Genomic DNA, 24377 nt, shown 5'->3' on the forward strand with positions numbered 1-24377 from the left:
GAAAAACGCCGAGTGCTATCTCATGCTTAAGAGACCAGTTTCTCGACATATTGATAGACAGATTTTAATAGTGCTATTTTCTTAGTATCACTCTCATGTTCGTGAACTAAGTTTTCAAGATTTAGCATGTAGTCGTCTATGCGACTTTGGAAGTAGTCACGAGAATGGTTCATCCAACGCTGTTGTTCTTGTTCGCTCAATGTCCATGGGAAATTACGCGCACGATAGCGGAAGAGCAAAGGTTCGATACGAGAGTCATTAAAGCTGATATCAAGGTCGGCAAGTTGCTCTGGCGGAGTTTGGCGAACAATATCCATCGCTGCGCGGTCTGCTGGCGAGAAGAAATTATCATACAGTTGGCAATCAACATCTTGGTTGTTTTCAAACTCACGCTCAACACCAAAGACACCAATTAGCTTTTCTCTGATCTCCGGATGTTGACGGAGAATTTGTAGGTTCTGCAGGCACTGTTCACGATCAATACCAATCTTGGCGGCGTTTTCTGCCGTAAGCGTTTTTGCTGGCGCTAAAATCGGGCACTTGTTGATGTGAACCAGCTTAACCGGTACAGGCAGCTCATCTTCTGCTAGGTCCGAGTGTTTGGTGTAAAGGCGCTCGCGCAGTGTATCTGCATCCAGCTCCAAGATCGCTTGAGGATCTTTGGCTAGATCCACCACAATAACCGCGTTTTGATTGGTAGGGTGCCAAGCGACAGGCACAATCCAACTGGTGTAATGACACTCTTTACCTAGCATGCCTGAAACATGCATAAGTGGTGTCATATTAACAATATCAATCAGTTCATTGAGCTTGCGTTTATGACGCATATTTAAGAAGTAATCAAAGAGCTTTGGCTGCGCCGCTTTAACTTTTTTTGCCATTTCAATGGTTGCAATAACATCTGCCATCGCATCGTGCGCATTACTGTGCTCAATGCCATTTTTCACTGACAGATGTTCAAGCTTGAAACTGATGTAGCCTTCGTCGTTTTCTGGCCATTCAATGCCTTCAGGTCGAAGCGCATAACATGCACGCATTAAATCAAGCAGATCCCAGCGTGAGTTACCGTTTTGCCAACTCCACGCATATGGATCGATAAAATTGCGGTAACAAGTGTAACGCGTCACTTCATCGTCAAAACGGATACTGTTGTAACCAAGGCTAATAGTATTAGGCGTTGCAAGCTGCTGATGAATTTGGGCAATAAATTCAGGCTCTGGTAAGCCTTTGCTCGCTGCAAGCTGCGGAGTAATCCCGGTAATTAACGCCGCTTCTGGCGAAGGTAAATAGTCAGATGGTGGCTGACAATAGATAACAAGAGGCTCGCCAATAATGTTGAAGTCCATATCGGTGCGCACACCAGCAAACTGGCTTGGGCGGTCTTTGGCTGGGCTAGTGCCCCACGTTTCATAGTCAAAAAAGAAAAACGTAGGCTGGTGCTCTTGTTGCATTGATTATTCCAAATACATGAAAACTAGTTAGCTATTAGAACACTGCAACCTTTACTAAGCAATGCGGGGAAGCATCAATAGCCTAAATTTCACACCTTCAAAGAGACTAAGTGCCCCAAAATACCATAACTGTACACATATACAGTTATGGTAAAAACTGATACCTTGTGAACGTAAAACAACACATGGAGAGGTTTTGATGCGAAATTCCCTGCGCGCCAAGATAATTACGGTCTGTAATAAAAAGATTGCGCAAAAAGGCGACAACGTTGGCGTATCGTTTTATGCGTTTTTTGCTAATAAGAATGACAACCCGGAGCTACTAATGGAAGCCGCTACCTGGTGGATTGAAACTCACCAACTTGACCACTTTGAGAAGGCAATAAAAATTGTCCAAATGGTTGAAGCTGGGCGTTAAGGCGCTTAGCGATACTTTGTTCGATTGCTAAGCGCTAGCTGAGTTTTGTTCACGCTGGTGGTTATACTGTCATTGCCAGTTTATGCTCTTCGCTTGGCTCATCGGCAAAGGTTTGGCGAATATGCATCATCTCATCGAGATTGTTGAGTAGTACCTCAACACAAAGTGGATCAAACAGTGAGCCAGACTTTTGTTTAATAAAGCTCACAACTTCCTCTACGCTCCACGGCTCCTTATAAGGGCGTTTTGTCAGAAGAGCATCAAAAACATCAGCAAGGGTGACGATACGTGCTTCTAATGGGATATGAGCGTGTGCTAGCCCATCCGGATGACCTGTGCCGTCGAATGCTTCATGATGATGGCGAATAATATTTTTTAGGAAGGTCACTTCCTCGGAAGGAATATTGGTGAGGTCTGCCATGCTGACGACATTAGTAATGATTTCTTCGCCATAAATGGTGTGCTGATTCATCACCGCTCTTTCTTGTGGTGTAAATGTGTTTGTGCTGAATAAGATTTCATCTGGAATCCGGTACTTGCCAATATCGTGGAAGGGAGCGTAGCACTTAATCCGATGAATAAACTGAGTGGTGATCTCTGGTTTATATCGAGTCAGTAACCTTGCTAAAGCTTCACTGTAGCGACCAATGCGCACCAAATGCTGAGCGGTTTCCGGATCGCGTTCATGTCCGATTTTCAAGGCGATGGTCAGCAGCTTATTAAAGTGGCTCTGGCGTTCAAAAACCATAATCTTCAAGGTCGCGATGATATGTGCGACATAAAAGAAATCTTTCTTTACTTGTTCACTTTGAAATAGGTTAGGAGTTTTTGAGTTAAAAAAGACAATGCCTATCACCTTATCGCGATGCACCACTGGGTAAGCAAGGCTGCTGAGGTAACCCGACTCTTTGAGCATCTGAATATGGCGGGTTTCCGGTAGTTTGTTTAAGTTATCGATAATGCGGTACTGAGATTGCGAAATAATTTGGTCGATACTAGAACCTTGGCGAATCGCGATCTCTTCAAATTCGAGTGGAATTTCATCTCTAGTGATATCTTCTGTGTGGTAAGTCGACAAGCTGTTGCCATCAATGACCACCAAAGAGACGCGACCCAAACATGGGTAACTTGTTCTAACGTACTCAAAGATATCTTTGGTTAGGGAGGTAAACTTTTTATTTCTATTCGCGATTAAATCTAACTTATGAAAATCCAGCATCGATGGCTCCGGAGCGATGATTGCTTTGGCTTAAGTCAAAAAGGCAGAGCGTCGGGTGCTAAACATTCGGGTTCGCAACCTACTGCACTGCAATAGCCTTTATCAGTGTTTTTTATATGGTTATTACTCTAGCTATGTTAAATATACTGGTCAATATTGTTGCAATTGATAGGTTTAAAAGTGTTACATCGACATGAAATTAGTCGATTTTTTGGCATGACAGAAGTTTGAAGTACTTTCGTGCAGATAACGAAACAACGATGAGGGTAGGGGGAATATGAGGAAGTCGCGAATCGAGAGGTACAAAAAAAGCGACCAATGGTCGCTTTTTATATTTATACGTTAACAGATGGGTAATCCCAAACTGTGTTACGGATAAACTAAATTATAGAGCTACAACGTTAGCAGCTTGAGGACCTTTTTGGCCTTGTTCTACTTCGAAGCTAACTTTTTGGCCTTCAGAAAGAGTTTTGAAGCCTTCAGAAACGATTGAACGGAAGTGAACGAATACGTCTGCGCCGCCGTTGTCTTGAGAAATGAAACCAAAACCTTTAGTTTCGTTGAACCATTTTACTGAACCAGTCATTTTGTTAGACATGATAGATACCTATATAAATTTGTAATGTATAAAAGCTGATGGCAAAAGCTATTGTATTGATTTTCTAGATAAGCAATCGCAGGAGCTAAACGATAGGTATCGAAAGATGACTGAGAGAACACTTTTTCTAAATCTTTATAAATAGCTCGTATCCGATGAGCCGCGAACACTATACACTCAACAGCAAGAATAACAAACGTTATTTTTCACTTTCTTGGTTTTCTTACCAAAATCGTATGTTCTGTCACCTTTAGTCGAGTTTTTTGACTAAAAATCAATCCGTTATTATGTGAATTGATGAGCTAGTAAGATAGCTAGTGTTTGCACGAGTATAGTTGTAATAAAAAATTAACCCAATAAAACAGAGTGTTATGGGAGACTGTTTCTTACACACTTGTTGCATAAGTGAAACAAGTATTAGGGAATCAGTGTTGTGTAACAAGGAAATTGCGGTTAGCTATGGCTTTACATTACACCAAGGTGTCAACTTCATCAGCGACGGTAGAAATTCGAAGTTTACTACTGATGTTGGTGGTTGTTTTTGCGGTCAACACGCCGATTGGAATGATTAAAAACGAGCGCGTCGACACCCTTGCTAAACAGCTTTATGTAGTAGAAGAGACGTACAAACTGAGAAAGAGTTTGGTGAGCAGCTATCTCTCCTTGTCAGATTCGACCATAGCAAAGCACTACTTTACTAACCCGCACTTGTTTACCGACACCGTTGCTCATTTGATGCAAGAGCAGAGTTTACTTTCCTCGATTACGATCGTTTCGACTCAGCCGGCAAAGCGTTTTCGCTACTCACAACATATCCAATTTTACAATGAGTTCTACCACAACCTTTCCAACCGAGATATGACCCAGAGTGTATTTCGCCCTGACCTCGACTTGTTTACCGAAATCGCACCTATTTTTGATGCTGACCACTTAGTTGGCTATTTGGTGATTGAAGTTAACCTCAGCAAATTTTCTGAAAACATGCGTGACAATATGGTGATGCTCAGTAGTGATGGTTATGTCTATTCCAGCACAAAGCCCGGTATTAATGCGTTTGAATCGCTGCCAATGCAATACAGTGGGCTGGTAGAGCAAATTGAACGGATACAAAGAGCGTCAGGGAAAATTGAAGTCGGCGATTATACTGGCGTATACCGGCGCAGTATATCGGTCAACAATCAGACTACTTATTTAATTAAGCTGGTGGCTGATGATGAACTTATTCCACGTTACATATACTTGGTAATGGTGCTATCTGCCTTAACCATAGGGGTAAGTTACTTTCTGTATAAAACACGCCGAGACAAACAAGAGTTAAGTAAGATCACCTATGTTGACGAGCTTTCTGGGCTACATAATCGACACTACTTAAACAAGCTGCTGAATAGCTCACTCAATCCGAATCAGTATTATGTCGGCATCTTCGACATTGACCATTTTAAGTCGGTGAACGATAAGTTTGGGCATGATATTGGCGATCAGGTCATCAAACGTGTCGCAGGTGTGATACGCAGTCGCATCCGATTTAGTGACTATGCTTTTCGCATGGGAGGAGAGGAGTTTTTGGTGGTGATAAAAACCGACTCAACAGATGTAGCAAAACGCATTTTTGAGCGTATACGTCGTGATATTGAAACGATTGATAGCCAGCCTAAGGTGACCGTTTCTGCAGGTGTTTGCCCTTTATCTTGTAACCTTGCTCAGGCGATAAAACTAGCTGACACACGTTTGTATAGCGCCAAGAATCAAGGGCGAAATCAGGTTTGCACCGAATAAATAAAGCCAGCTAGGCTGGCTTTATTGACGTTAAGAAAGGGCAGTGTTGACCACCTAGCTTTAGCTAAGCCGCTTCGGTGCTTGGTTCTACCTTGTCTTTATTTTGTAGGATGCGGCTAGTTAGCGTGCCAGCAGTCATTGAACCTGAAACATTCAGGGCGGTTCTTGCCATATCGATAAGTGGTTCAATGGAAATTAATAGCGCTGCGATAGTAACTGGCAACCCCATAGCCGGGAGTACAATCAACGCAGCAAACGTTGCGCCGCCGCCAACGCCCGCGATACCAAACGAGCTCACCGTAATGATAGCCACCAATGACACGATAAAGTGCAGATCAAGCGGATTGACGCCTACGGTTGGTGCCACCATCACTGCCAGCATCGCAGGGTAGATACCCGCACATCCATTTTGACCAATGGTCGCACCAAAAGATGCTGATAAGTTAGCAATGGCGGGAGGGACACCGAGTTTGGTGATCTGAGCTTCTACGTTTAGTGGGATAGTTGCTGCCGAGCTTCGTGATGAGAACGCAAAGGTAAGCACTGGCCAAATGCGGCTAAAGTAAGTTTTCGGGCTGATACCAACTAAAGAAACCAAGAGCGCATGTACGAGGAACATTGCACCAATCGCCATGTATGAAGCGACGATAAAGCCAAGTAACTTGATGATGTCAGCTGGGCTTGATGATGCTACAACCTTGGTCATTAATGCCGCGATGCCGTAAGGTGTCAGCGCCATGATCATCTTAACCAGACGCATAACGACCGCTTGAATCGCTTCAACAAAGCTGCGGATTGGCGCTTCGAGATCTTGCTTTTCAAGCATCACTTTGCGAGCAGCGATACCGACAAGTACACCGAAGATCACGACTGCGATAATGGATGTCGAGCGCGCACCGGTTAGATCGGCGAAAGGGTTGCTTGGCATAAAGCTCAGCAGCATTTGTGGAATGCTTAAATCGCTGACTGTTGAAGCGCGTGATTGCAAATCCGCAAGGCGAGCGGTTTCACGTGCACCTTCGGTTAACCCTTCTGCAGATAGCCCAAGTGTCGTGGTAACCGCGATACCGATTAATGCCGCAATCGCCGTGGTGAGAAGCAAGATTGAAATGGTTACCGTGGAAATTTTGCCTAGTGAGCCACCTTTTTCGAGTTTGACTACGGCTGCGATCATTGAGACCAAAACCAAAGGCATAATGATCATCTTAAGCAGGTTGACGTACCCCTGACCGACGATATCCACCCACTCGAGAGTTTGCGAAATAATCTGGCTTTGTTGGCTAAAAGCCAGCTGTAACGCAAAACCAAATGTACTACCCAGGATCAGTCCCCACAATACCGAACGTGAGAGTGGACCTTGTTTGCTTTGCTGACGGTACAAGATAAAGAGCATACCGATAAAAATCGCAAGCGAAGCGAAAACCGCTAAAGACATAATGAAGACCTTCTTTTATTTTCTAATGCGCAGAGGTGAAACAAATATTTGATCTGCGTCACGGTCATAAGTGGATTGCAAACTTAATCAGTTCGCATGTCGAAATGAAATAAAAAAAGGCTATGAATTATGACGTTTAGTTCTTAAATGAAATGCTTGTCTGTAAAGTGTGCAGAAAGTGTCGAAAGAGCCACTGCTATTGATATTTTTTGACCGATGCGCGGATCTCGACACTATCAAGAAATTGCACCGGGCGTGATTGTGAAGCAAAGGAAGTATACAACATACTCCTTGCAACAAGGTCGGCAGGGATAGGGATAAAGCGAGCCAAGCGACCGATCATCAGTGGGCGCAGCAGCTTAAATATCCATTGAACAACCGCTTCATCATTGCGCGGTTTATCTCGCAGCCCAACTAAAGGACCGGGTCTAAAGAAAGAGACCGTTTCAAAGCCCATCTTTTCAAGCGCCATCTCCATCTTGCCTTTACAGCGTAAGTAGTGGGAGAGCGAACGAGGGTTCGCGCCATAACTTGAAACGACACAAAGGTGTTTTACCCCGATTAATTTCATTGTTTTGGCAACGTCACAAACCAGATGGTAATCGACTGCTTCCAGTGCCTGCTTTGAACCTGCCTGTTTTTTGGTTGTGCCGAGACAAATATAGCCTTTATCAGGGGCGGGCAGGGACTCATCCCAATCAAGGACTCTCAGTTGCGAGTCGACCAGCGATTGCAGCTTTGGGTGAGAGAATACCAATGGTGAACGGGAGATAGAGTAGATATGGTCAATGGCATTTTCATCTAAAAGTTGCTTGATGAGCTCAGTACCCACTAAGCCAGTGGCACCCGCGATCATCACAATTTGCTGTTTCATTACCAGAGCCTCCATAAAGCCGCCGATTTAGAACCCGAGATTAACAAGTAACATGCTACGCTCTTTTCAAAATAAGCCAATTTTGTTGAGCAAAACACCAACACGATCTCATTCCAGTGAGTTAAGCATTACTAAGATCAATAAAACTGCAATATTTATTCAGTTAGAGCACGAACTGAGAAGTGTTACTAGAAAAGCAACTTGAACTAGGGGTACACTCTTGGCAAATCTAAACTTTTGAACCATATATATCAATGCACTCAGTGGCTTATAGCGTTCAAGGAGAGTGATTAAATATCTCAACACAAGGAAGTTTATGAATATAAAAATGAGTACACTTGCCCCAACGCAAGCGTATCATCTAATGACGCAAACCATTGTACCCAGACCGGTTGCATGGGTATTGACGGAATCAGCAAAAGAGAGCTTTAACCTTGCTCCTTTTTCTTATTTCACCGCAGTGTCGAGTAATCCACCATTATTGATGTTCTCGGTAGGCAACAAACCTACAGGAGAGATGAAAGATACAGTGCGCAATGTCTTAGAAACGGGCAAGATGGTTATCCATATCGCGAATGTCGATTTTGCAGAGCAAGTCACTCAAACCTCTGCGACATTGCCTCATGGCGATTCTGAAGTAGAAGCGGCACAGCTTAGCTTGGAACCAATGGATGGCTTTACGTTGCCAAGAGTGGCAGGTTGTCCTATCGCTTTTGCCTGTACTTTGTATGAAGTGAAAGAGATTGGTGATGCGCCGCAAAGACTTGTCTTTGCAGAAATTGAACAAGTCTATGTCGATCCGCAAGTGATAGATGCCCGCGACGATCGATTGCAAGTTAACGCCATGGCAGTTAACCCTCTGTGTCGACTAGGTGGCTCTGATTACGCCATGCTCGACAAAACCTTTTCCGTAGCAAGACCGAAGTAAGTAGTAGCATGTTAGAGAAAAAATATTCAGAAGCGATCTGGCACCGTATCAATCAAAAAACTAAACCTCTGGGATCGCTTGGCAAACTTGAGCACATTGCCCACAAATTGGCACTGATTCAAAGCCAAGGCAAAAGTGATGCTGTCACCGAAATTAAGCTAAATAAACCTGCCGTTTTAGTCTTTGCCGGCGATCATGGAATCGCTCGTGAAGGGGTCAGCATTGCCCCGCAAGAAGTGACTCAGCAAATGGTGTACAACTTCCTTGCTGGCGGCGCAGCGATAAACTGCTTTTGCAAGGTAAACAAAGTCGATATCAAAGTTATTGATTGCGGCATCTTACAAGCGATTAAATCAGACTCTAGCCAGTTAATTGTCCAGCGCCTTGGCGATTCGACCGAGAGCTTTGCGCAAAAGCCAGCAATGACAAAAGAACAGGTTGAGCAAGGTCTGTCTCTAGGTGAGAAGATCGTAAAACAAACGGTTGATGCAGGTTCGAACCTGATTATGTTTGGTGAGATGGGCATTGGTAACACCAGCAGTGCGGCAGCGATTTTAGCGGCATTGTCACGTCGTAGTGTGGAAAAATGTGTTGGTCTTGGTACAGGAATTAACGATCAGCAGTTACGCAAGAAACGCCAACTAGTGCAACTTGGCGTTAATCGTTGCCGTGGTCACAACGCTCAGGAGATCTTGCGTCAAGTGGGCGGTTTTGAAATCGCGCAAATGGTGGGTGCGTATCTTGGAGCAGCTAAATACAACACGCCGGTCATCGTAGATGGCTTTATTGCAACCGCTGCTGCCTATGTTGCAACTAAAATTGACCCAAGTTGTCGCGAATATATGATTTTTGCTCATCAGTCTCATGAGTCCGGTCATAAATTTATGCTGCAAGAACTAGCCGCAACACCGCTGTTTGATCTCTCGCTTCGCCTTGGAGAAGGAACGGGCGCCGTTTTGGCTGTACCGCTATTAAAGGCAGCCGCTGAGTTTTACAATAACATGGCTAGTTTTGAAGATGCTGGAGTAGAGATGTAATGCGTAAGTCCGCGCAATATCAACTCGAACTGTTTTGGCTCGCGTTAGGTTTTTTCTCTCGCGTGCCAATCCCTAAGAATACCCCTTATAGTGAAGAGCGGATGAACCAAGCTGGACGTTACTTTGGCTTGGTTGGTTTTCTTCTAGGGCTTGCGTGTGCAGGCTCTTTTTCTCTTTTCTCTTTGCTATTTCCCGTCTCTGTGTCAGTGATATTAACCATGGTCTTTAGCTTGCTCTTGACTGGGGCATTTCACGAAGATGGTTTAACCGATATGGCGGATGGAATAGGTGGTGGAATGACGCTTGAGCGTCGCTTAACCATTATGAAAGATAGCCGTATTGGCACTTATGGCGCTGCGACTTTGGTAATGGCGCTACTTGCCAAGTATGTACTTTTAACTGAACTTGCTTCTGTTACGCAGATGCTTGCTGTGTTGGTAGTAGCTTACACATTGAGCCGCTGTGTGGCGGCATCACTTATCTACGATATGCCGTATGTTAGCGACTTAGACAGCAGCAAGAGTAAGCCGCTTGCGAACCGCCAAACCAAAGGCGATCTCGCGGTGCTGATTGCCACTGCCGTAGTAGTAAGTTTACTGATGCCAACGGGGTTAGCAGTGATGCTATTACTCTTTGCCATCGTTTTTCGCAGCGCATTTAAAACTTGGCTAATCAAGCGCATTGGCGGTTTTACTGGTGATTGCTTAGGCGCTGCGCAGCAATTGTTCGAACTAATAAGTTACCTGATTATTCTCGCTTGGTTGATTAACTAACTATGACAATTCATCTTATCTTAGGCGGAGCACGCTCAGGTAAATCAAGCTACGCTGAGTCGTTGGCTCTTGGGAGTGACAAGCCTTTTCGCCATTATATTGCAACTGCGACAGTCACCGATGATGAGATGGCGCAGCGTATAGCCCATCACCAAGCAAGACGTGATGAGCATTGGCAATTGCACGAAGTTCCGCTTGAATTGAGTGCGGCACTTGCTCGCTTGTCTGACAAAGATGTGGTGCTTATTGACTGTCTAACGCTTTGGATGAGCAACGTCATTTTTGAAGGTGGTGAGACCGCATCAGAGCAAGCGATCAATCTGCGCGTTGAGGCGCTTATCGAAGCATTGCAACATTGCGCTGCGGAGGTGATTCTTGTTTCCAATGAAGTGGGGCTTGGCGTTGTGCCGATGGGAGAAGTGTCGCGACTATTTGTCGACCATGCGGGGTGGATGAATCAAGCGCTGGCAAAAATAGCCGATCGCGTTACCTTCGTGGCAGCGGGTCTTCCACTGAGCTTAAAAGGTTAAGTGATGCGAACAGTCAACTTTTACCTACTTCGTCATGGCAAAGTAAATGGTGAGCCTGCGCTCTATGGTCGAACAGACGTGCGCGTTGCACCGGAAAAACAGCAGGCAATATGCCAAGCGCTGTTGAAGCAAGATCTGAATATCAAGTTTGTTGTTACTTCGCCACTGAAACGTTGCGCGGATTTGGCAGATCTTGTTAGCCAACGTTGCTCCGATTTAGCTGTGCAAACCAATCCGGGCTTTCAAGAAATAGATTTTGGCCAGTTTGACGGTGTTGCGTTTGAAGAGTTGCAGGAACAATGGCCGTTACTTGAAGCATTTTGGCAAAATCCGGCGCAACATCCTCTGCCAGAGGCAGAGCCATTGGCGCAGTTTTATCAGCGTATCTCAACTGCGTGGCAAACTTTAGTTGAGAAAGCTGAGGGCGATACTCTGCTAATCTGCCACGGGGGGACGATTCGCATGATTCTCGCGTATGTATTAGGATTGAACTGGGCTGACGCGAAACTATTTTCAGTATTGCAGATTGGCAATCAATCACTTACCCATATTAAAATTACTCAGTTAGATACTATTTATCCGCAAGTGTGCGCAATTGGCACACCGCTGGAAACCATCTAAGCCTGGCTAAAGGAAAGACTATGACGGCACCAAGTTGGGACCTATCAATTGCTTACCAATCTCTTAGAGATGACAAAATTGAGCAAGATATCGAGTTAATTAAGCAGTGTATTTTGGTATTGGAGCAGCACGTCACGCGTCGTGAAAATACTAGCGTGATGCAAAATGCCATTCAAACCAAAGAAGCGGCAGGCAAACTGCTTTCGACCATTGATACATTTGCTCTGTGCCATGCCTCGCGTGATGCAACCAATGGTGAAGCCAAAGCTTTGATAGGCAAACTTGCCAAGCTACGTTCAGAGTTATCTCAAGCCTACACCCCTTATCAAGAAACGTTGGCGTTTGCGCCAATTGAAGATATTCAGGAGATCCTCGACCACGAGAGTGGTGATGTTTATGGTCAAGCGTTTCAAATTGCTTGTGAGCGCAAAGTCGCGGATACCAAATTAAGTGTGGCAGAAGAACAGTTGCTTTCAGCGATGTCGGTTGATGGTCGTGATGCGTGGGGACGTATGTATGACAACATCACTGGCTCTTTGCAAATAGAGTTGGAGAGTGGCGAAACCCTCGCTTATTCACAAGCCGCGAGTTTGCTCTACGGGACTAAATTTACCGAGCAAGAGCAGGCTTGGCGCGGTATCCAAAAGGCGATGGCAACTCATCAAGAAAGCTTCGCTGCGATTTTGAATGCCTTATCTGGTTGGCGTCATAGCGAATACCAAAAACGCTCGCTGCACCGTGATGTGCACTTTTTAGATTCCAGCCTTCATCAGAGCCGTATCCAAGCGAGTACGCTCGATACCATGATTGAGACCACTAAACGTAACCGCCACATTGGACAGCAAGCCGGTCAACTCATGGCGCGCGTACATGGTTTGAGTGAAATGAAACCGTGGAATCATATGGCGGGGATGCCAAGTCTGACCGAACAAGAGCCTAAGGTGTATACCTTTGAAGAGGCGATAAGCTTGATTCGCGAGGCGTTTGCTCAAGTTGATCAAGAAATGGCGGAGTTTGTCACTCTTATGGTTGAAAACGGTTGGATTGATGCCGAGCCAACACCGAACAGACGTTTGGGCGCCTATTGCACCAAGTTTGCAGCCACGCGTACGCCGCTGGTGTTTATGACTTGGGGCGGCAGTCGTTCGGATATGCTAACGCTCGCGCACGAGCTAGGGCATGCTTTCCACAACTGGGTAATGCGTGATATGCCACTCTGTCAAACGCGCTACCCAATGACATTAGCTGAAACCGCATCGATCTTTGCAGAAAACATTGTGCGTGATTATCTACTTTCCAAAGCACAATCTGACCAAGAGCAATTGGAAATGTTATGGGAAGAGCTTTCTTCTGCTTACGCGTTGATGATTAATATCCCAGTGCGTTATGAGTTTGAGAAAGCATTTTATCAACGTCGCTTAGAAGGTGAACTGAGCGCAGAGCAACTTTGCCAGCTTATGAGCGAGACATGGCAAGAGTGGTATGGCGAATCAATGAGTGAGCCAGATCCTTACTTTTGGGCGAGCAAGCTGCATTTCTCAATCTCAGAAATCAGTTTTTACAATTATCCCTACTTGTTTGGTTACTTATTCAGTAAAGGCGTCTACGCACAGCGTGAAGCAAAAGGTGAAAACTTCTACGGTGATTATGTACAACTTCTGCGCGACACAGGCTGCATGATGGCGGAAGATGTGGTTGAGCGACACTTAGGCATGGATCTGAGCGAAGCTGAATTTTGGCAGCAAAGTATCGATATGTTGGCACAGAAACTTGCACAATTTGAGGCATTGCTCTCGCTCCATGAGCAAAGTCACTAGTCATTTCGTGCTAGATCAAAAAACATTTATTGAATCTTATGCTAATATCGCGTCTCCGAGTTTTTTCGGTGTAAATTGTACAGCTCTTGCTTTCTTTCCTACGAATACCAATAGGTTACGTAGTGTGACAAGGTTTGGCTTTTTAATGAAGCACGTATTTTCTATTCGTAAGTGCGATCATAACAACAAAATTTGTCCGAACATTTCATTAACATACCGCTGTGCAATAAAGGAGTAGCGCATGACGAAAAAATTATTTCGCCAATCTTTTCTTTTGGACAGTTTAGACCTTAGCCAAGAAATGCCTGAGGGCGAAGAGGTCGTGGTGGCTTCAGGCACACGCTTGAAACTTCATCAACGTGGTGTGTTAGAAGTGATCCCAGCCCATTTGAATGACGACAGCAAACATATCGTTATTTCATGTGGGATCCATGGTGATGAAACCGCTCCTATGGAGTTGTTAGAGAAAATCTTGGTCGATATCGAGACAGGGTTTCAGCCAGTTAAAGAGCGTTTATTACTGATTGTTGCACACCCAGAAGCAACCATTGCACACCAACGTTTCATTGAAGAAAATCTTAATCGTTTGTTTGATGCAAAAGAGCATGTACCAAGTAAAGAGCTTGAGATTGCTGACATGCTTAAGCGACGTTTAACTGAGTTCTTTTTGGGAACGCAGCCATCGCAGCGTTGGCATTTCGATCTGCATAGCGCGATTCGTGACTCGCGCTTCTATACTTTTGCGGTTAGCCCTAAAAGCCGACATCCAGTGCGCAGCAAAGAGCTGATGAACTTTGTCCAAAGTGCTCAAATGGAAGCGATTCTATTTTCTAATGCACCGTCGAGCACATTCAGTTGGTATTCCGGCGAGCAATTTGCAGCTCAAGCGTTGACGATTGAGCTCGGACGCGTTGCCAAATTTGGTGATAACGATTTAAACAAGCTGGTGGCGTTTGATTTGGCGCTGCGAGATTTGATCGCCAATAGTGAGCCTGAGCACTTGCCACGCAAGCCGCTGATGTATCGAGTTAGCCGAACGATTGTGCGTATTCACGAAGACTTTGATTTCTTGTTTGATGACGATATCGCCAACTTTACTTCGTTCAAACACGGCGAAGTGTTTGGGCATGATGGGGATAAGCCACTCATGGCGAAAAACGAAGGTGAGGCGATTGTATTTCCAAACCGAAACGTTGAAATTGGACAGCGCGCGGCCTTGATGATTTGTCCGGTTCAAGTCCGCTATGAAGATGGGCAAATCGTGTACGATTGATTTGTCGTCGATTAATTTTTCTTTATATTCAAATGGCTTAACGGTATCGTTGAGCCATTATTTTTATCTGAATTTCAATTTATAAGATAGACAGTCGTTTATGGATTTTACCCAGCTCATTGCTCGCAAAAATCAGCGTTGGCAACGAACAATTTTATGGATGCTGGCCGCCTTACTGATAGTCAGTAGTGTCTATCTTATGGTTGGCGAACTGTTTATCAATCCGTTTGGTGAACTTAGTTCGTTGCAACAACAATTGATCACCCAATTACGCTTACCGCGTTTACTGGCAGCCTTGGCAATAGGGGCTTCACTAGCCGTTTCTGGAGCTGTGCTACAAGTTCTGCTTGGCAACGTGCTTGCAGAACCTGGTGTGCTGGGCATTTCCGGCGGCGCTAGTGTGATGATGGTTATCTTACTCTTTTTCTTTCCACTCTTAGCTACGCCAGTCGGCTTTATGGTGGCAGCGGTTGCGGGGGCGATGTTGTTTACCTTGCTGCTGGTGTCGTTGACCAAAGCACTGCGCTTGACCACAACACGGTTACTCTTAATTGGCGTGGCGCTTGGGATCTTGGCCAGTTCTATCGTCACATGGGCATTCTATTTTAGTGATGACATGAGTCTACGTATCTTGATGTATTGGCTGATGGGGAGTATTGGTGGTGCGAGTTGGTATCAACATATTCTCACATTAGTGATTGTTCCTGTGGTGATTTGGCTTTGCTGTCAGGGAACCATTTTAGACAAGCTAATGATGGGAGAAACCCACGCCAAACAATTAGGACTGGATGTCGAATCGATTCGCTGGAAGTTAATTCTTGCCGTGTCTGTTTTGGTGGGAGGCGCAGTGGCACTTGGCGGAGTTATAAGCTTTGTTGGTTTAGTGGTCCCGCATTTATTGCGCTTAGCTCTGGGTAGCGAAAACCGTTACTTACTACCAATTTCAGCTATTGCAGGTGCAACCTTGCTGGCGTTAGCTGACATTATCGCTCGCACGGCACTCGATGCCGCTGAGTTACCGCTTGGTGTGGTGACCACCACGCTTGGCGCCCCAATCTTTGTATGGATGCTGGTAAAAAATCATGATGCACGTTAAGTCTCTTGGCGTCGGTTCTCGACTTCTGCCACTCTCTTTCTCGGCTTCAGCAGGCGAGGTGGTGCATGTGATTGGTCCTAACGGCAGTGGTAAAAGCACGCTGCTTAGCGCTATTGCAGGACTGCTGGATTACACCGGCGAGGTTGAACTTGCAGGGACTTGTCTTAAACAAGTTTCGATTGCGGAAATGGCGGATCATCGCGCGTTCTTATCTCAGTCAGATAGACCAGCATTCAATATTGAAGTTGCCCATTATCTCGCGTTATCTATTCCTAAACATGCTCTGAACGCTCAGCAAGAGATAGAAGACGCGATTAGCCAACTAACTGCAATTTTGCAGGTGAACGATAAGCTTCATCGCAGCGTGCACCAACTCTCAGGAGGAGAGTGGCAACGCGTTCGTTTGTGTGCGATTTGCTTACAGGTTTGGCCAACGCTCAATCCTTTTGCCAAGCTGCTGATCCTTGATGAGCCTGCTGCTCCGCTCGACATTGGGCAAGAAGCGATGTTATATCAGCTCATTGATATGATTGCGGCTAAAGGGTTATGTGTCATCATGTCTAATCACGATCTTAACCGCACGCTGAAACATGCTGATCATGCTATTTTGCTCGATAAGGGTGTAATGCAGGCTGTCGGTAAGGTCGATGAAGTTCTAACCCCAAGCAAACTTACAAAAGTATTTAACACCCATGTAGAACGAGTGAGTGTCAACGGTAAAGAGATTCTACTGTTTGATTAATTCTCTGCGCTGGTTAGCTCAAGCCAATACTCGATACAGTCGAGTGGATTACCTTGTACAACAGCAAAGTTGCGGTGTTTTTTTACCGCAGTAAAGTTTTGGCTTTCAATGACTTTTTGTGAGGCGATATTCTCTGTTGCCACCATTGCGACCAGGCGTTTAATGCCGAGCTTTCTTGCCATAGGAAGCAGTTTGATGATGGCGCTTTTAGTGACCCCTTTACCAGTATGTCGCGCTGACAACCGATAGCCGAGAAAGGCTTTACCACAGGTGATGTTGTGTAAGTTGATCCGTCCAATGATCTGTTCATTACTGTCTGTGATGAGTAGCGGTAGCCCCTTGTTTAAGCTTTTATCGAGTAGCATCTCAGCGATGTGGGTTTGCACGCCAGTGAGTGAGTAAAAGTCTTGCTCGCGTGGTTCGATGTTTTGTTCAAACCAGTCACGGTTTTCTAGTTCAAAATGAAGTAATGGCAGAGCATGCTCAAGCGTTAAAGGGGTAAGTTTCAAGCCAACATCCTTATGGCAAAAAAAAGACCGCCAGCAGGCGGTCTTAAAACAACTAAATTAGCGAGTTAGTGGCGCTAGATCGGCAGGGCGGTAGTAAACAGATTTTAGTACCTTACCTTGACGAATAGTTTTTGCTTCAGAGACGAAATCTTCAGCACATTTCGCGATGATGTAATCGCCTTTTTGTACCGCCATTAGCTTGATGCCTTGCTCTGCGTAGTGCGCTTCAGTGTCTGCGTACTCTTTTTCGCTACGACATACTTTGCTCATGTTGCTTGAATGCACTTCGTCCCAGCAAGGAATAAAGTCGATACCACGGTTAACCGCGACATTAAGTAGCAGGTCGATTAGGTAGCTAATCGCTAGGTTATCTTCAACTTTGTCATGACCTAAGTGCACTAGGCGACCCATTAGTACGTAAACGCTGTCGACAATCGCATCAGCTTGTTCAGTTTTATTGTCTGCTTCAGCAAGCTCAGTCAACTCTTCGATAGCCAGTGATGTATGTAACGTGTCCGCTTTCTCGTCAAGGCTTTCTGGTGAAGCCACTGGTAGGTCGAAAGTGCTACGGAATTCGTTAATGTCACGATATAGGTGATCGAAAATTTCTTGAGTCAGTTTTGATAGGTACATGGAATGTGTCCGCCAAATTTAAATATCGCGCAATACTAGCAAAGCCGAGCTTTGCTCGCTATGGATTCACGCCAATTAGTCTGTTGTTCGAGTAAGAAATCACAGATAGTGAAGTGGTTGCTTAAACCTTATTCACTCAATCTCATTGAGCGAAAAGATAAGGGAACAACTTCAAGCGCTCTTCTGGTGTCAACGATTCGACACGGGCAATATTGGTTTCAGGGATCGCTTCTGGATTAGGGTAGTGCTTGAGTACTTTTTCCATACTCTCTTCACGGATCAAATGAAACACAGGGTATGGTGCACGGTTGGTAAGGTTAGAGGCGTCATCCGGTTCGCTGTCAGCGAAACAGTAATCGGGATGGAAAGTGGCAACCTGGTAGATACCATCCCAGCCTTGCTGTTGGATAAGGCCTTCAACCCAGTCGATAAACATATTGTAATCCCAAAAATCGTCAAGCATGTAAGGTGCGACAACCAGTGTCGTTTCAAGCTCTTTGACTGGGGTGTGATCAAGGTGAAGCAGTTGGCTAAAAATATCTTCTAGCAGTGCTTCATCATCGGTTGCTTGGCTAACAAAAATCTCAATCTGTTTATTTCGCTGAGGTTTGGCGGCAAAAGGACACAAGTTAAGTCCGATAACAACATCATTCAGCCATTGATTTACTTGCTGTTTGATTTCAGGCACTTGCATAGTTGAGCGTGGACAATTCATAGAGCTTCCCAAATGAACAACAAAAAGCTGTTTATTGATACAAAAGTGTTATTTTTTACTGTCAATAATAACAGAGTTTGTAGTGAGAAGTTTGTCTTTTGCTTCAAGGCGCATGCATAGGGCAAAAATCGCCATGTACAGTACGCTGCCACCTAAGATCACAGCTTGCCAACCGCCGTGCTGCCAGCAATAAATCAGGAAGAACCCCCCAATACTGCCGCCAACATAATAATGCACTAGATAGAGCGCTGTCGCCGTTGCTTTAGCGCGTTTGGCTTTTTGACTTACCCAGCCATAGGCGAGGGTGTGAGTGAAGAACGCCCCAAAGCTAATCAACAATAATCCTAGCGTCATCCACAATAGATGATCGAAGTAGGCGACCAGCATACCGGCTAGACTGATAGCTGTGCCGAGCATCATACCGGAAATTGCGTTGTGCTTGTTGGTCCAGGCAGAGGTTAAGGTTGAACTTAGTGTCCCAGCTAGGTAACACAGGAAGATAAGTGATGCTAACCCAATCGGCAAGCTATGTGGTGCTGACACTAAGCGGAACCCCATAACTGAGTAGAGGTTAACGAACAGGGCAAAGTTCAAGCAGCCAATCAGCATCGCAAGCCAAATGGTGCGGTTTTTAAGATGAGAAACTATTGCGCGGTTGTGATAGCGCAGCAACCCCTTTTGCGGCTTAAAATGTTGTTGTGCGGGGAGTAACCAAGCAACTAAAAGCACGCCAATAATGGTAAACACCACCATAGCGAGAACCGCTTGCTGCCAGCCTAAGGTGTCAGTTAGGGTTCCGCCGACGATTCGACCACAAATCCCACCGAGAGAGTTCGCGGCGATATAAGTGCCAATCGCTTGGCGAAACGCCTTGGCGCTTAATTCTTCGACCATGTAAGCCACTGCCACTGAAGCAAAGGCAGCCAGCGCAACACCCATCAGAGCGCGCAGAATGACTAGCGTCAATAGCGATTCGCTAAGTAACATTAGCGCGCCAATCACGGGCATCGCGAATAAGCCGGTGAGCATTATCGCTCGTCGTCCCACCGTTTCTGAACTGATAGCCCATGGTAATAATGAGAAAGACAACGCCAGTGTTGAAGCAGCAAAAATCCAGTTAACTTGGGTTTCTGACACCGAGAAGTAGTCCGCCATAAATGGCAGCATTGGCTGAAAAAGATAAAGATTACAAAATACTAAGAATGAACCTAAAGCTAAACTCAAGGTAACGCGCTTGTATTGGGATGTGCCAAGTTCAATCATGGTTCACGCACGCAAAGATAACAGATGTGATCAAGTTATCAGTGGAATGCGAATTAATAAAATATATTAAAAATATCAACCTAATATATTTTTTATATCATAGTCGTAATTTCTAGCTGCAAAAATGGACACTTGTATGGACTCTAAACATCTCAAACATTTTGTCACTGTTGCCGAGTATGGTCACTTCACACAAGCGGCTAAAGCGCTACACATCGCTCAGCCTGCGTTAAGTATCTCGATTAAAAAGTTTGAGCAGCAACTTGGTATGACGTTGTTTCGTCGCACTGAGCGCAAGGTCGAGCTCACCGATGAAGGTAAGGTGTTGCTTAAACATGCCAAGCGGGTGCTACAACAAATTGATGATGCCAAGCTAGCAATGGATGAGCTTAAAGGGCTAGAAAAAGGGGAAGTGAGGCTGGGCGCACCAAGCATGATGGGCTCGTATTTCTTTCCGCAAATTTTGATGGCATTTAAAAGCCGTTATCCAGATCTAAAGCTTACCTTAGTAGATGCGGGTACCGGTTCAATTCGCACCATGTTGCTTAATGGTGAATTAGATATAGGGGTCATCAACCTTGATAAACAGGTGCCTGATGACTTAGAGACCGACATCCTACTGCATTCCGAAATGGTCGCCGTGGTGGGAAAAGATCATCCCTTTGCCAGTAAGCAATCGGTAAGGTTTGATGAATTCTTTGAGCAGGACTTAGTGATGTTTAAAGAGGGCTACTTTCATCGTGACTATATTGAAGCAAAGGCGAAGGAGAATGCGCTTGAGCTCGAGTGCGCATTTGAGACCAACTTACTGCCCTTAATATTAAGTATTGTAAGACGCGAGTTTGCGATTACAGCTCTGCTCGACTTGGTGACTCACCATGAAGCGGATATCGTCGGTGTGCCATTTGAACAACCGGTAAAACTCGATTTAGCGTTGGCATGGCGAAAGGGAGGCTATCTCTCTATTGCGGATCGAACCTTTATTGAGTTCGTTAAGTCTTTTCATTGAGAGATATACCAAATCAATGTAATAAAAAAGAGCCGCTAGTTGCGGCTCTTAATCGTTCGGCTTATATACCTGCGGCTTTAGCCGATAAACTTGGCGATAAAGTTGCTGATGTTAGTCACGCTTGATGCTGCCATGACTACCACGATTACCGCACCAATTGCTGTTAGGTAAACCGGGTGTTTGTAATCACCGATGATGTCTTTGCGACGAGTAGCCGCCAGTACCATACCCAATACGATAGGTAGGATAATGCTGTTTACTAGACCCGCTAGCATCAGCAGAAGGATTGGCATATTCATGGTTACTGTGCCAAGGCTCGTTACTAGGATAAATGCCACACACCATGCTTTTTCATTACGTGCTACCACAGGGAACAGCGTTTTGATAAGCGAGATAGCCATGTATGAGTTGCCAACTACAGAGGTGATTGATGCAACAAACAGTACTAGACCGAAGATGAAGTAACCCGTTTCACCTGCACCTTGACGGAACGCATCGGCTGCTGGGTTTGATGAGTCCAGTACCGCGCCAGCTGAGATTACGCCAAATACCGCAAGGAACAGTAGGATTCGAATCACAACCGCAATTGAGATACCCGCCCAAGCTGCCGTTTTGATTGATGGAACGTTCTCTTTACCTTGCAGGCCGATATCAACTAGACGTTGTGCACCAGTGTAGTAACCACCGACAGCACCACCAACGATGGTAAGTGTTGGCAGTAGCAGACTACCAAAATCACTCGGCATAACGGCTGCAGATAGCGTTTCGCCCATTGGAGGAAGGCTTGTCATTGCAACATAAGCAATCAAAACAATCATAAACAAGCCAAGGTAGCGCGCCATTTGGTCCATGCGTTTAGAAGCATTATGGACAATGAACAGTAAGCTACCAATAAGACCGGTAAATAGGGCGCCCCAAGTGGTGTCGATGCCAGTTAGCACATTGATACCCAGCGCTGAGCCACTGACGTTACCGAAGTTAAACGCTACCGCACCAAGTGCCAGTAGAACACCAACCACATAGCCCATGCCAGGTGCCACTTTGTTTGCGATGTCTTGGATGCGTAGACCAGATACGCCAACGATTCGCCATAGGTTCATCACGATACCGAAAGTGATAAACATCGAAGCGAATACAGGGAATGCCATATCTACTTTGTAGATATTAGTGAAAACGGCGGTTTGAGTTAGGAAGCCAGGACCAACAGACGTGGTTGCCATTAGGAAGGCAACGCTAAGAATGGCTTTCTTTTGCCATGAAGTCTCGCTGTTAATTGGAGCAGTCGCGTTGATGGTCGCGGTAGAAGATTGTGTTGTCATGCCGAATCTCAAAATGTTGTGTCTCTATCTTTAAAAAAATAGAAAGACAACTGACCAAGATCAGCTGAACTTATGCTCGTAATTTATTGTAAAAACGAGTAATTTCAAACCTGTCCTTACTTGCTGGCGGCGGATTTTAAAGAGGTCTCAACCACTTGTCAACTATTGTTTATTAATAAAATTATTATCGCTAAATTTGATAAACTCATTTATATTCCGCAGCAGTCTATACGTCTAGATGGAATGATAAAAATAATGACTATAACATTTTGTATTAGAGAAGCGCTGGAGTCGGATTTCGAGTTCCTGTTTGAACTAAAGAAGGCTGCTGAAAAGGGACCCATTGAACAGGTATTCGGTTGGGACGAAAACGTGCAGTGGCAGATGCATCAAGAGGAGTGGGATGAAGCTAAACCGAGCATTATTACTCACAATGGACAAGCGATAGGCAGTTACTTGGTTCAACAAAATAGCGATGATATTTACTTCGGGCGCTTTTTTATTTTACCCCAGTATCAAGGTCAGGGTATTGGTAGCGCGATTATGCGCGAGATTATCACGCTATCACAACGGATGCGTCTACCAATCCGTCTGCTTTATCTGCAAGGTAACCGTGTCGGTGAACTTTATTGTCGTCACGGTTTTGAAGTGACCTCCGAAACCGAGCAGTTTGTCTATATGCAGCGTCCGCTGTGATAATCCTTTAGCTTTTTCAAACAGAGCGTTAACTGTGTGATCTGTCGAATTGTTAGCCATATTAACTGCCTCTTCGCTTAAAAATCGTTAACTTAATCTAATGATTACAGGATTTACGATTAGGGAGTCGGTATGGCAAAAGCGTTTGATATTATTGGCGCTCCGTTTAATTTGTTGGGCTGCAGACCCACAAAACAAAACACTGTTAATGGTCTGCGCCAAAATGATGACAATGGCGAAGTTGGGCTGAGCGAATGGATCGAAGTTCGCAATGCTCGATGGGGAGCGGATATTGTCGATCGCGGTGATATCGCGCTCAGTCCAACTATCGCTGATTTGATTGCAACCAAAAAACAAGCGCAAGGGTTGAGTAGCTATACAGAACAGCTTAAGCGGCAAGTATTGGCAAGTTACGATAAGGGACGAATCCCAATTACCATTGGTGGCGACCACTCCATCGCAGTGGGCTCGGTGCAAGCTGCGCTGGATCATTATCAGATGCGTCAAGGCAAGCGGGTTGCACTAATTTGGATTGACGCCCATGCCGATTGCAATGACTCAAATGTGGGTAATTTACACGGTAAACCGGTGACTATGCTGATGGGCAACTCTCATGAAAAGTTGGAGTGTCGTGAACCTAAGGCTTTTCTAAAACCTAATGATCTTTACTATGTCGCAGTGCGTGATTTGATGCCCAATGAAGATGCCATCATTAAACAGCACTCGATCATCAACTACGGCATGTCAGCTATCGAGAGCCTTGGTATCAACCATGTGCTAACTCAATTACTCAAAACTATCGACAATGAATACGATCAATTTTATGTGTCATTTGACTATGATGCACTCGATGGCAGTATCTTCCGCGCCTGCGGTACGCCAAATGTTGGCGGATTAAGTGCCAGAGAGGCGATTCATTTGATATACGGTTTGGCAAACCATGACAAGTTCATTGGCATTGATTTTGTCGAGTACATGCCAGAATTAGATGAGCAGGGCATATCTAAACAGTTAATGCTGAAACTGATTGATGCGGTGTGGGGATATCGCGCTTAATCCACATGGTTCTCATAATCACTATAGCTAGCCAGTCAAAGTATTATGCTTTGGCTGTTTTTTTACTTAAATGCCGTTGGCAAATATACAACTTCCAGCGTTTAGTGACGATTAAGGGAATAAACTTACATTTCATTAATGTATTTAGGTTTTGAACAATATGTATATCAGTGTTTGGACCTCAGCCAATGCCAATATGTATATTAAAATGAGAGGTTTTGCGTACGTTAAAAACACCCTTAGATTCTTTATCTACTTTGAGGGTATACGTGATAAGCCTTTGAGAAAAATCAAGTTTAAAAGGACCGTTTCTATAATTTTCACCGTTTTATTTGTATCTGAGAGCCATGCCGACAAGATCGTTTCGTTATAGTAATCTAACCTGTTTTTTTTGATTTAAATCAATACTTTTAGGGTGCGCTTTAGAGTCTAATACGCTCAGATAATGAGCCATTGAGTACATATAGTATTGTATGAGTAAGTTTCATGCCTATATGTTGTGCTCGGCGAAAATACTAACTGGAGATATATATGCAAATTGCATCAAATCAAATGGATGATTCATCAGTGGATCACATTAAACGAAAAC

At 44.8% G+C, this 24377-nt stretch carries 24 protein-coding genes; 14 read left to right on the forward strand and 10 right to left on the reverse strand.

Annotation, left to right across the window (positions count from 1 at the left end):
* Nucleotides 1-26: 26 nt before the first annotated feature.
* Nucleotides 27-1451, reverse strand: coding sequence for an exodeoxyribonuclease I (gene sbcB, locus DPF93_RS01050; protein ID WP_114764363.1), 1425 nt, complete (start codon nt 1449-1451; stop codon nt 27-29).
* A gap of 199 nt (nt 1452-1650) precedes the next feature.
* Between sbcB and DPF93_RS01055 the strand changes: the two genes are divergently transcribed.
* Entirely contained in the window at nt 1651-1869 is a 219-nt protein-coding gene (locus DPF93_RS01055; RefSeq protein WP_114764364.1) for a DUF6500 family protein, read from the forward strand.
* A gap of 61 nt (nt 1870-1930) precedes the next feature.
* On the opposite strand, the gene DPF93_RS01060 is transcribed toward DPF93_RS01055, so the two are convergent.
* Entirely contained in the window at nt 1931-3088 is a 1158-nt protein-coding gene (locus tag DPF93_RS01060; protein ID WP_114764365.1) for an HD-GYP domain-containing protein, read from the reverse strand.
* 385 nt (nt 3089-3473) lie between these two features.
* Nucleotides 3474-3686 carry a transcription antiterminator/RNA stability regulator CspE gene (gene cspE, locus DPF93_RS01065; RefSeq protein ID WP_114764366.1) on the reverse strand — a complete coding sequence of 71 codons (213 nt, stop codon included), beginning with the start codon at nt 3684-3686 and terminating at the stop codon, nt 3474-3476.
* A 459-nt stretch (nt 3687-4145) separates the two neighbouring features.
* Here cspE and DPF93_RS01070 point away from each other — a divergent pair, with 459 nt between their 5' ends.
* Nucleotides 4146-5462, forward strand: coding sequence for a GGDEF domain-containing protein (locus DPF93_RS01070; protein WP_114764367.1), 1317 nt, complete (start codon nt 4146-4148; stop codon nt 5460-5462).
* A gap of 64 nt (nt 5463-5526) precedes the next feature.
* Here the strand turns inward: DPF93_RS01070 and DPF93_RS01075 are convergent, their stop codons facing one another.
* Together DPF93_RS01075 and DPF93_RS01080 are read right to left on the reverse strand one after the other, a co-directional pair.
* Nucleotides 5527-6897, reverse strand: coding sequence for an L-cystine transporter (locus tag DPF93_RS01075; RefSeq protein ID WP_114764368.1), 1371 nt, complete (start codon nt 6895-6897; stop codon nt 5527-5529).
* Nucleotides 6898-7093: 196 nt separating this feature from the next.
* Nucleotides 7094-7771, reverse strand: a complete 678-nt coding sequence (locus DPF93_RS01080; RefSeq protein ID WP_244204652.1) for an NAD(P)H-binding protein — start codon at nt 7769-7771, stop codon at nt 7094-7096.
* 316 nt (nt 7772-8087) lie between these two features.
* Here DPF93_RS01080 and DPF93_RS01085 point away from each other — a divergent pair, with 316 nt between their 5' ends.
* From DPF93_RS01085 to btuD, 9 genes are all read left to right on the forward strand, one after another.
* On the forward strand, nt 8088-8699 hold the full coding sequence (locus DPF93_RS01085) for a flavin reductase family protein (RefSeq protein WP_114764370.1): 612 nt from the start codon (nt 8088-8090) through the stop codon (nt 8697-8699).
* A gap of 8 nt (nt 8700-8707) precedes the next feature.
* Nucleotides 8708-9736: a nicotinate-nucleotide--dimethylbenzimidazole phosphoribosyltransferase gene (gene cobT, locus DPF93_RS01090; RefSeq protein ID WP_114764371.1), complete on the forward strand. Its 1029-nt coding sequence runs from the start codon at nt 8708-8710 to the stop codon at nt 9734-9736.
* Nucleotides 9736-10509: an adenosylcobinamide-GDP ribazoletransferase gene (locus tag DPF93_RS01095; protein WP_114764372.1), complete on the forward strand. Its 774-nt coding sequence runs from the start codon at nt 9736-9738 to the stop codon at nt 10507-10509. The genes cobT and DPF93_RS01095 overlap by 1 nt, the downstream gene beginning before the upstream one ends.
* Before the next feature lie 2 nt (nt 10510-10511).
* Nucleotides 10512-11039 (forward strand): bifunctional adenosylcobinamide kinase/adenosylcobinamide-phosphate guanylyltransferase, encoded by a 528-nt coding sequence (gene cobU / locus DPF93_RS01100; RefSeq protein WP_114764373.1) that lies wholly within the window; start codon nt 10512-10514, stop codon nt 11037-11039.
* A gap of 3 nt (nt 11040-11042) precedes the next feature.
* Complete coding sequence (locus tag DPF93_RS01105; protein ID WP_114764374.1) at nt 11043-11660, forward strand: histidine phosphatase family protein; 618 nt, start codon at nt 11043-11045, stop codon at nt 11658-11660.
* Nucleotides 11661-11680: 20 nt separating this feature from the next.
* Nucleotides 11681-13477 carry a M3 family oligoendopeptidase gene (locus tag DPF93_RS01110; RefSeq protein WP_114764375.1) on the forward strand — a complete coding sequence of 599 codons (1797 nt, stop codon included), beginning with the start codon at nt 11681-11683 and terminating at the stop codon, nt 13475-13477.
* Nucleotides 13478-13718: 241 nt separating this feature from the next.
* Nucleotides 13719-14750: a succinylglutamate desuccinylase gene (locus tag DPF93_RS01115; protein WP_114764376.1), complete on the forward strand. Its 1032-nt coding sequence runs from the start codon at nt 13719-13721 to the stop codon at nt 14748-14750.
* Between the two features lie 100 nt (nt 14751-14850).
* Nucleotides 14851-15846: a vitamin B12 ABC transporter permease BtuC gene (gene btuC, locus DPF93_RS01120; RefSeq protein WP_114764377.1), complete on the forward strand. Its 996-nt coding sequence runs from the start codon at nt 14851-14853 to the stop codon at nt 15844-15846.
* Nucleotides 15833-16588, forward strand: a complete 756-nt coding sequence (gene btuD, locus DPF93_RS01125; protein ID WP_114764378.1) for a vitamin B12 ABC transporter ATP-binding protein BtuD — start codon at nt 15833-15835, stop codon at nt 16586-16588. Before btuC ends, btuD begins: the two co-directional genes overlap by 14 nt.
* Here the strand turns inward: btuD and DPF93_RS01130 are convergent.
* The 4 genes from DPF93_RS01130 to DPF93_RS01145 form a co-directional block, all read right to left on the reverse strand.
* Nucleotides 16585-17097, reverse strand: a complete 513-nt coding sequence (locus DPF93_RS01130; protein ID WP_114764379.1) for a GNAT family N-acetyltransferase — start codon at nt 17095-17097, stop codon at nt 16585-16587. The two genes, btuD and DPF93_RS01130, sit on opposite strands and share 4 nt — an antisense overlap.
* A 57-nt stretch (nt 17098-17154) precedes the next feature.
* Nucleotides 17155-17730, reverse strand: coding sequence for a nucleoside triphosphate pyrophosphohydrolase family protein (locus DPF93_RS01135; RefSeq protein ID WP_114764380.1), 576 nt, complete (start codon nt 17728-17730; stop codon nt 17155-17157).
* A gap of 142 nt (nt 17731-17872) precedes the next feature.
* On the reverse strand, nt 17873-18445 hold the full coding sequence (locus DPF93_RS01140; protein ID WP_114764381.1) for a DUF1415 domain-containing protein: 573 nt from the start codon (nt 18443-18445) through the stop codon (nt 17873-17875).
* Between the two features lie 48 nt (nt 18446-18493).
* Nucleotides 18494-19708, reverse strand: a complete 1215-nt coding sequence (locus DPF93_RS01145; RefSeq protein WP_114764382.1) for an MFS transporter — start codon at nt 19706-19708, stop codon at nt 18494-18496.
* A 136-nt stretch (nt 19709-19844) separates the two neighbouring features.
* Between DPF93_RS01145 and DPF93_RS01150 the strand changes: the two genes are divergently transcribed.
* Nucleotides 19845-20717, forward strand: coding sequence for a LysR family transcriptional regulator (locus DPF93_RS01150; RefSeq protein WP_114764383.1), 873 nt, complete (start codon nt 19845-19847; stop codon nt 20715-20717).
* A gap of 77 nt (nt 20718-20794) precedes the next feature.
* Here DPF93_RS01150 and DPF93_RS01155 read toward each other — a convergent pair whose 3' ends face one another.
* Nucleotides 20795-22036, reverse strand: coding sequence for an NRAMP family divalent metal transporter (locus tag DPF93_RS01155; RefSeq protein WP_114764384.1), 1242 nt, complete (start codon nt 22034-22036; stop codon nt 20795-20797).
* 261 nt (nt 22037-22297) lie between these two features.
* Here DPF93_RS01155 and DPF93_RS01160 point away from each other — a divergent pair, with 261 nt between their 5' ends.
* Together DPF93_RS01160 and DPF93_RS01165 are read left to right on the forward strand one after the other, a co-directional pair.
* A complete protein-coding gene (locus DPF93_RS01160) occupies nt 22298-22732 on the forward strand; it encodes a GNAT family N-acetyltransferase (protein WP_425275268.1) in 435 nt (144 codons plus the stop codon).
* A 132-nt stretch (nt 22733-22864) separates the two neighbouring features.
* Nucleotides 22865-23788 (forward strand): arginase family protein, encoded by a 924-nt coding sequence (locus tag DPF93_RS01165; protein ID WP_114764386.1) that lies wholly within the window; start codon nt 22865-22867, stop codon nt 23786-23788.
* Nucleotides 23789-24377: the final 589 nt, after the last annotated feature.

The sequence above is a fragment of the Vibrio rhodolitus genome, from assembly GCF_003350325.1.
In the GTDB taxonomy this organism is placed as follows: Bacteria; Pseudomonadota; Gammaproteobacteria; order Enterobacterales; family Vibrionaceae; genus Vibrio; species Vibrio rhodolitus.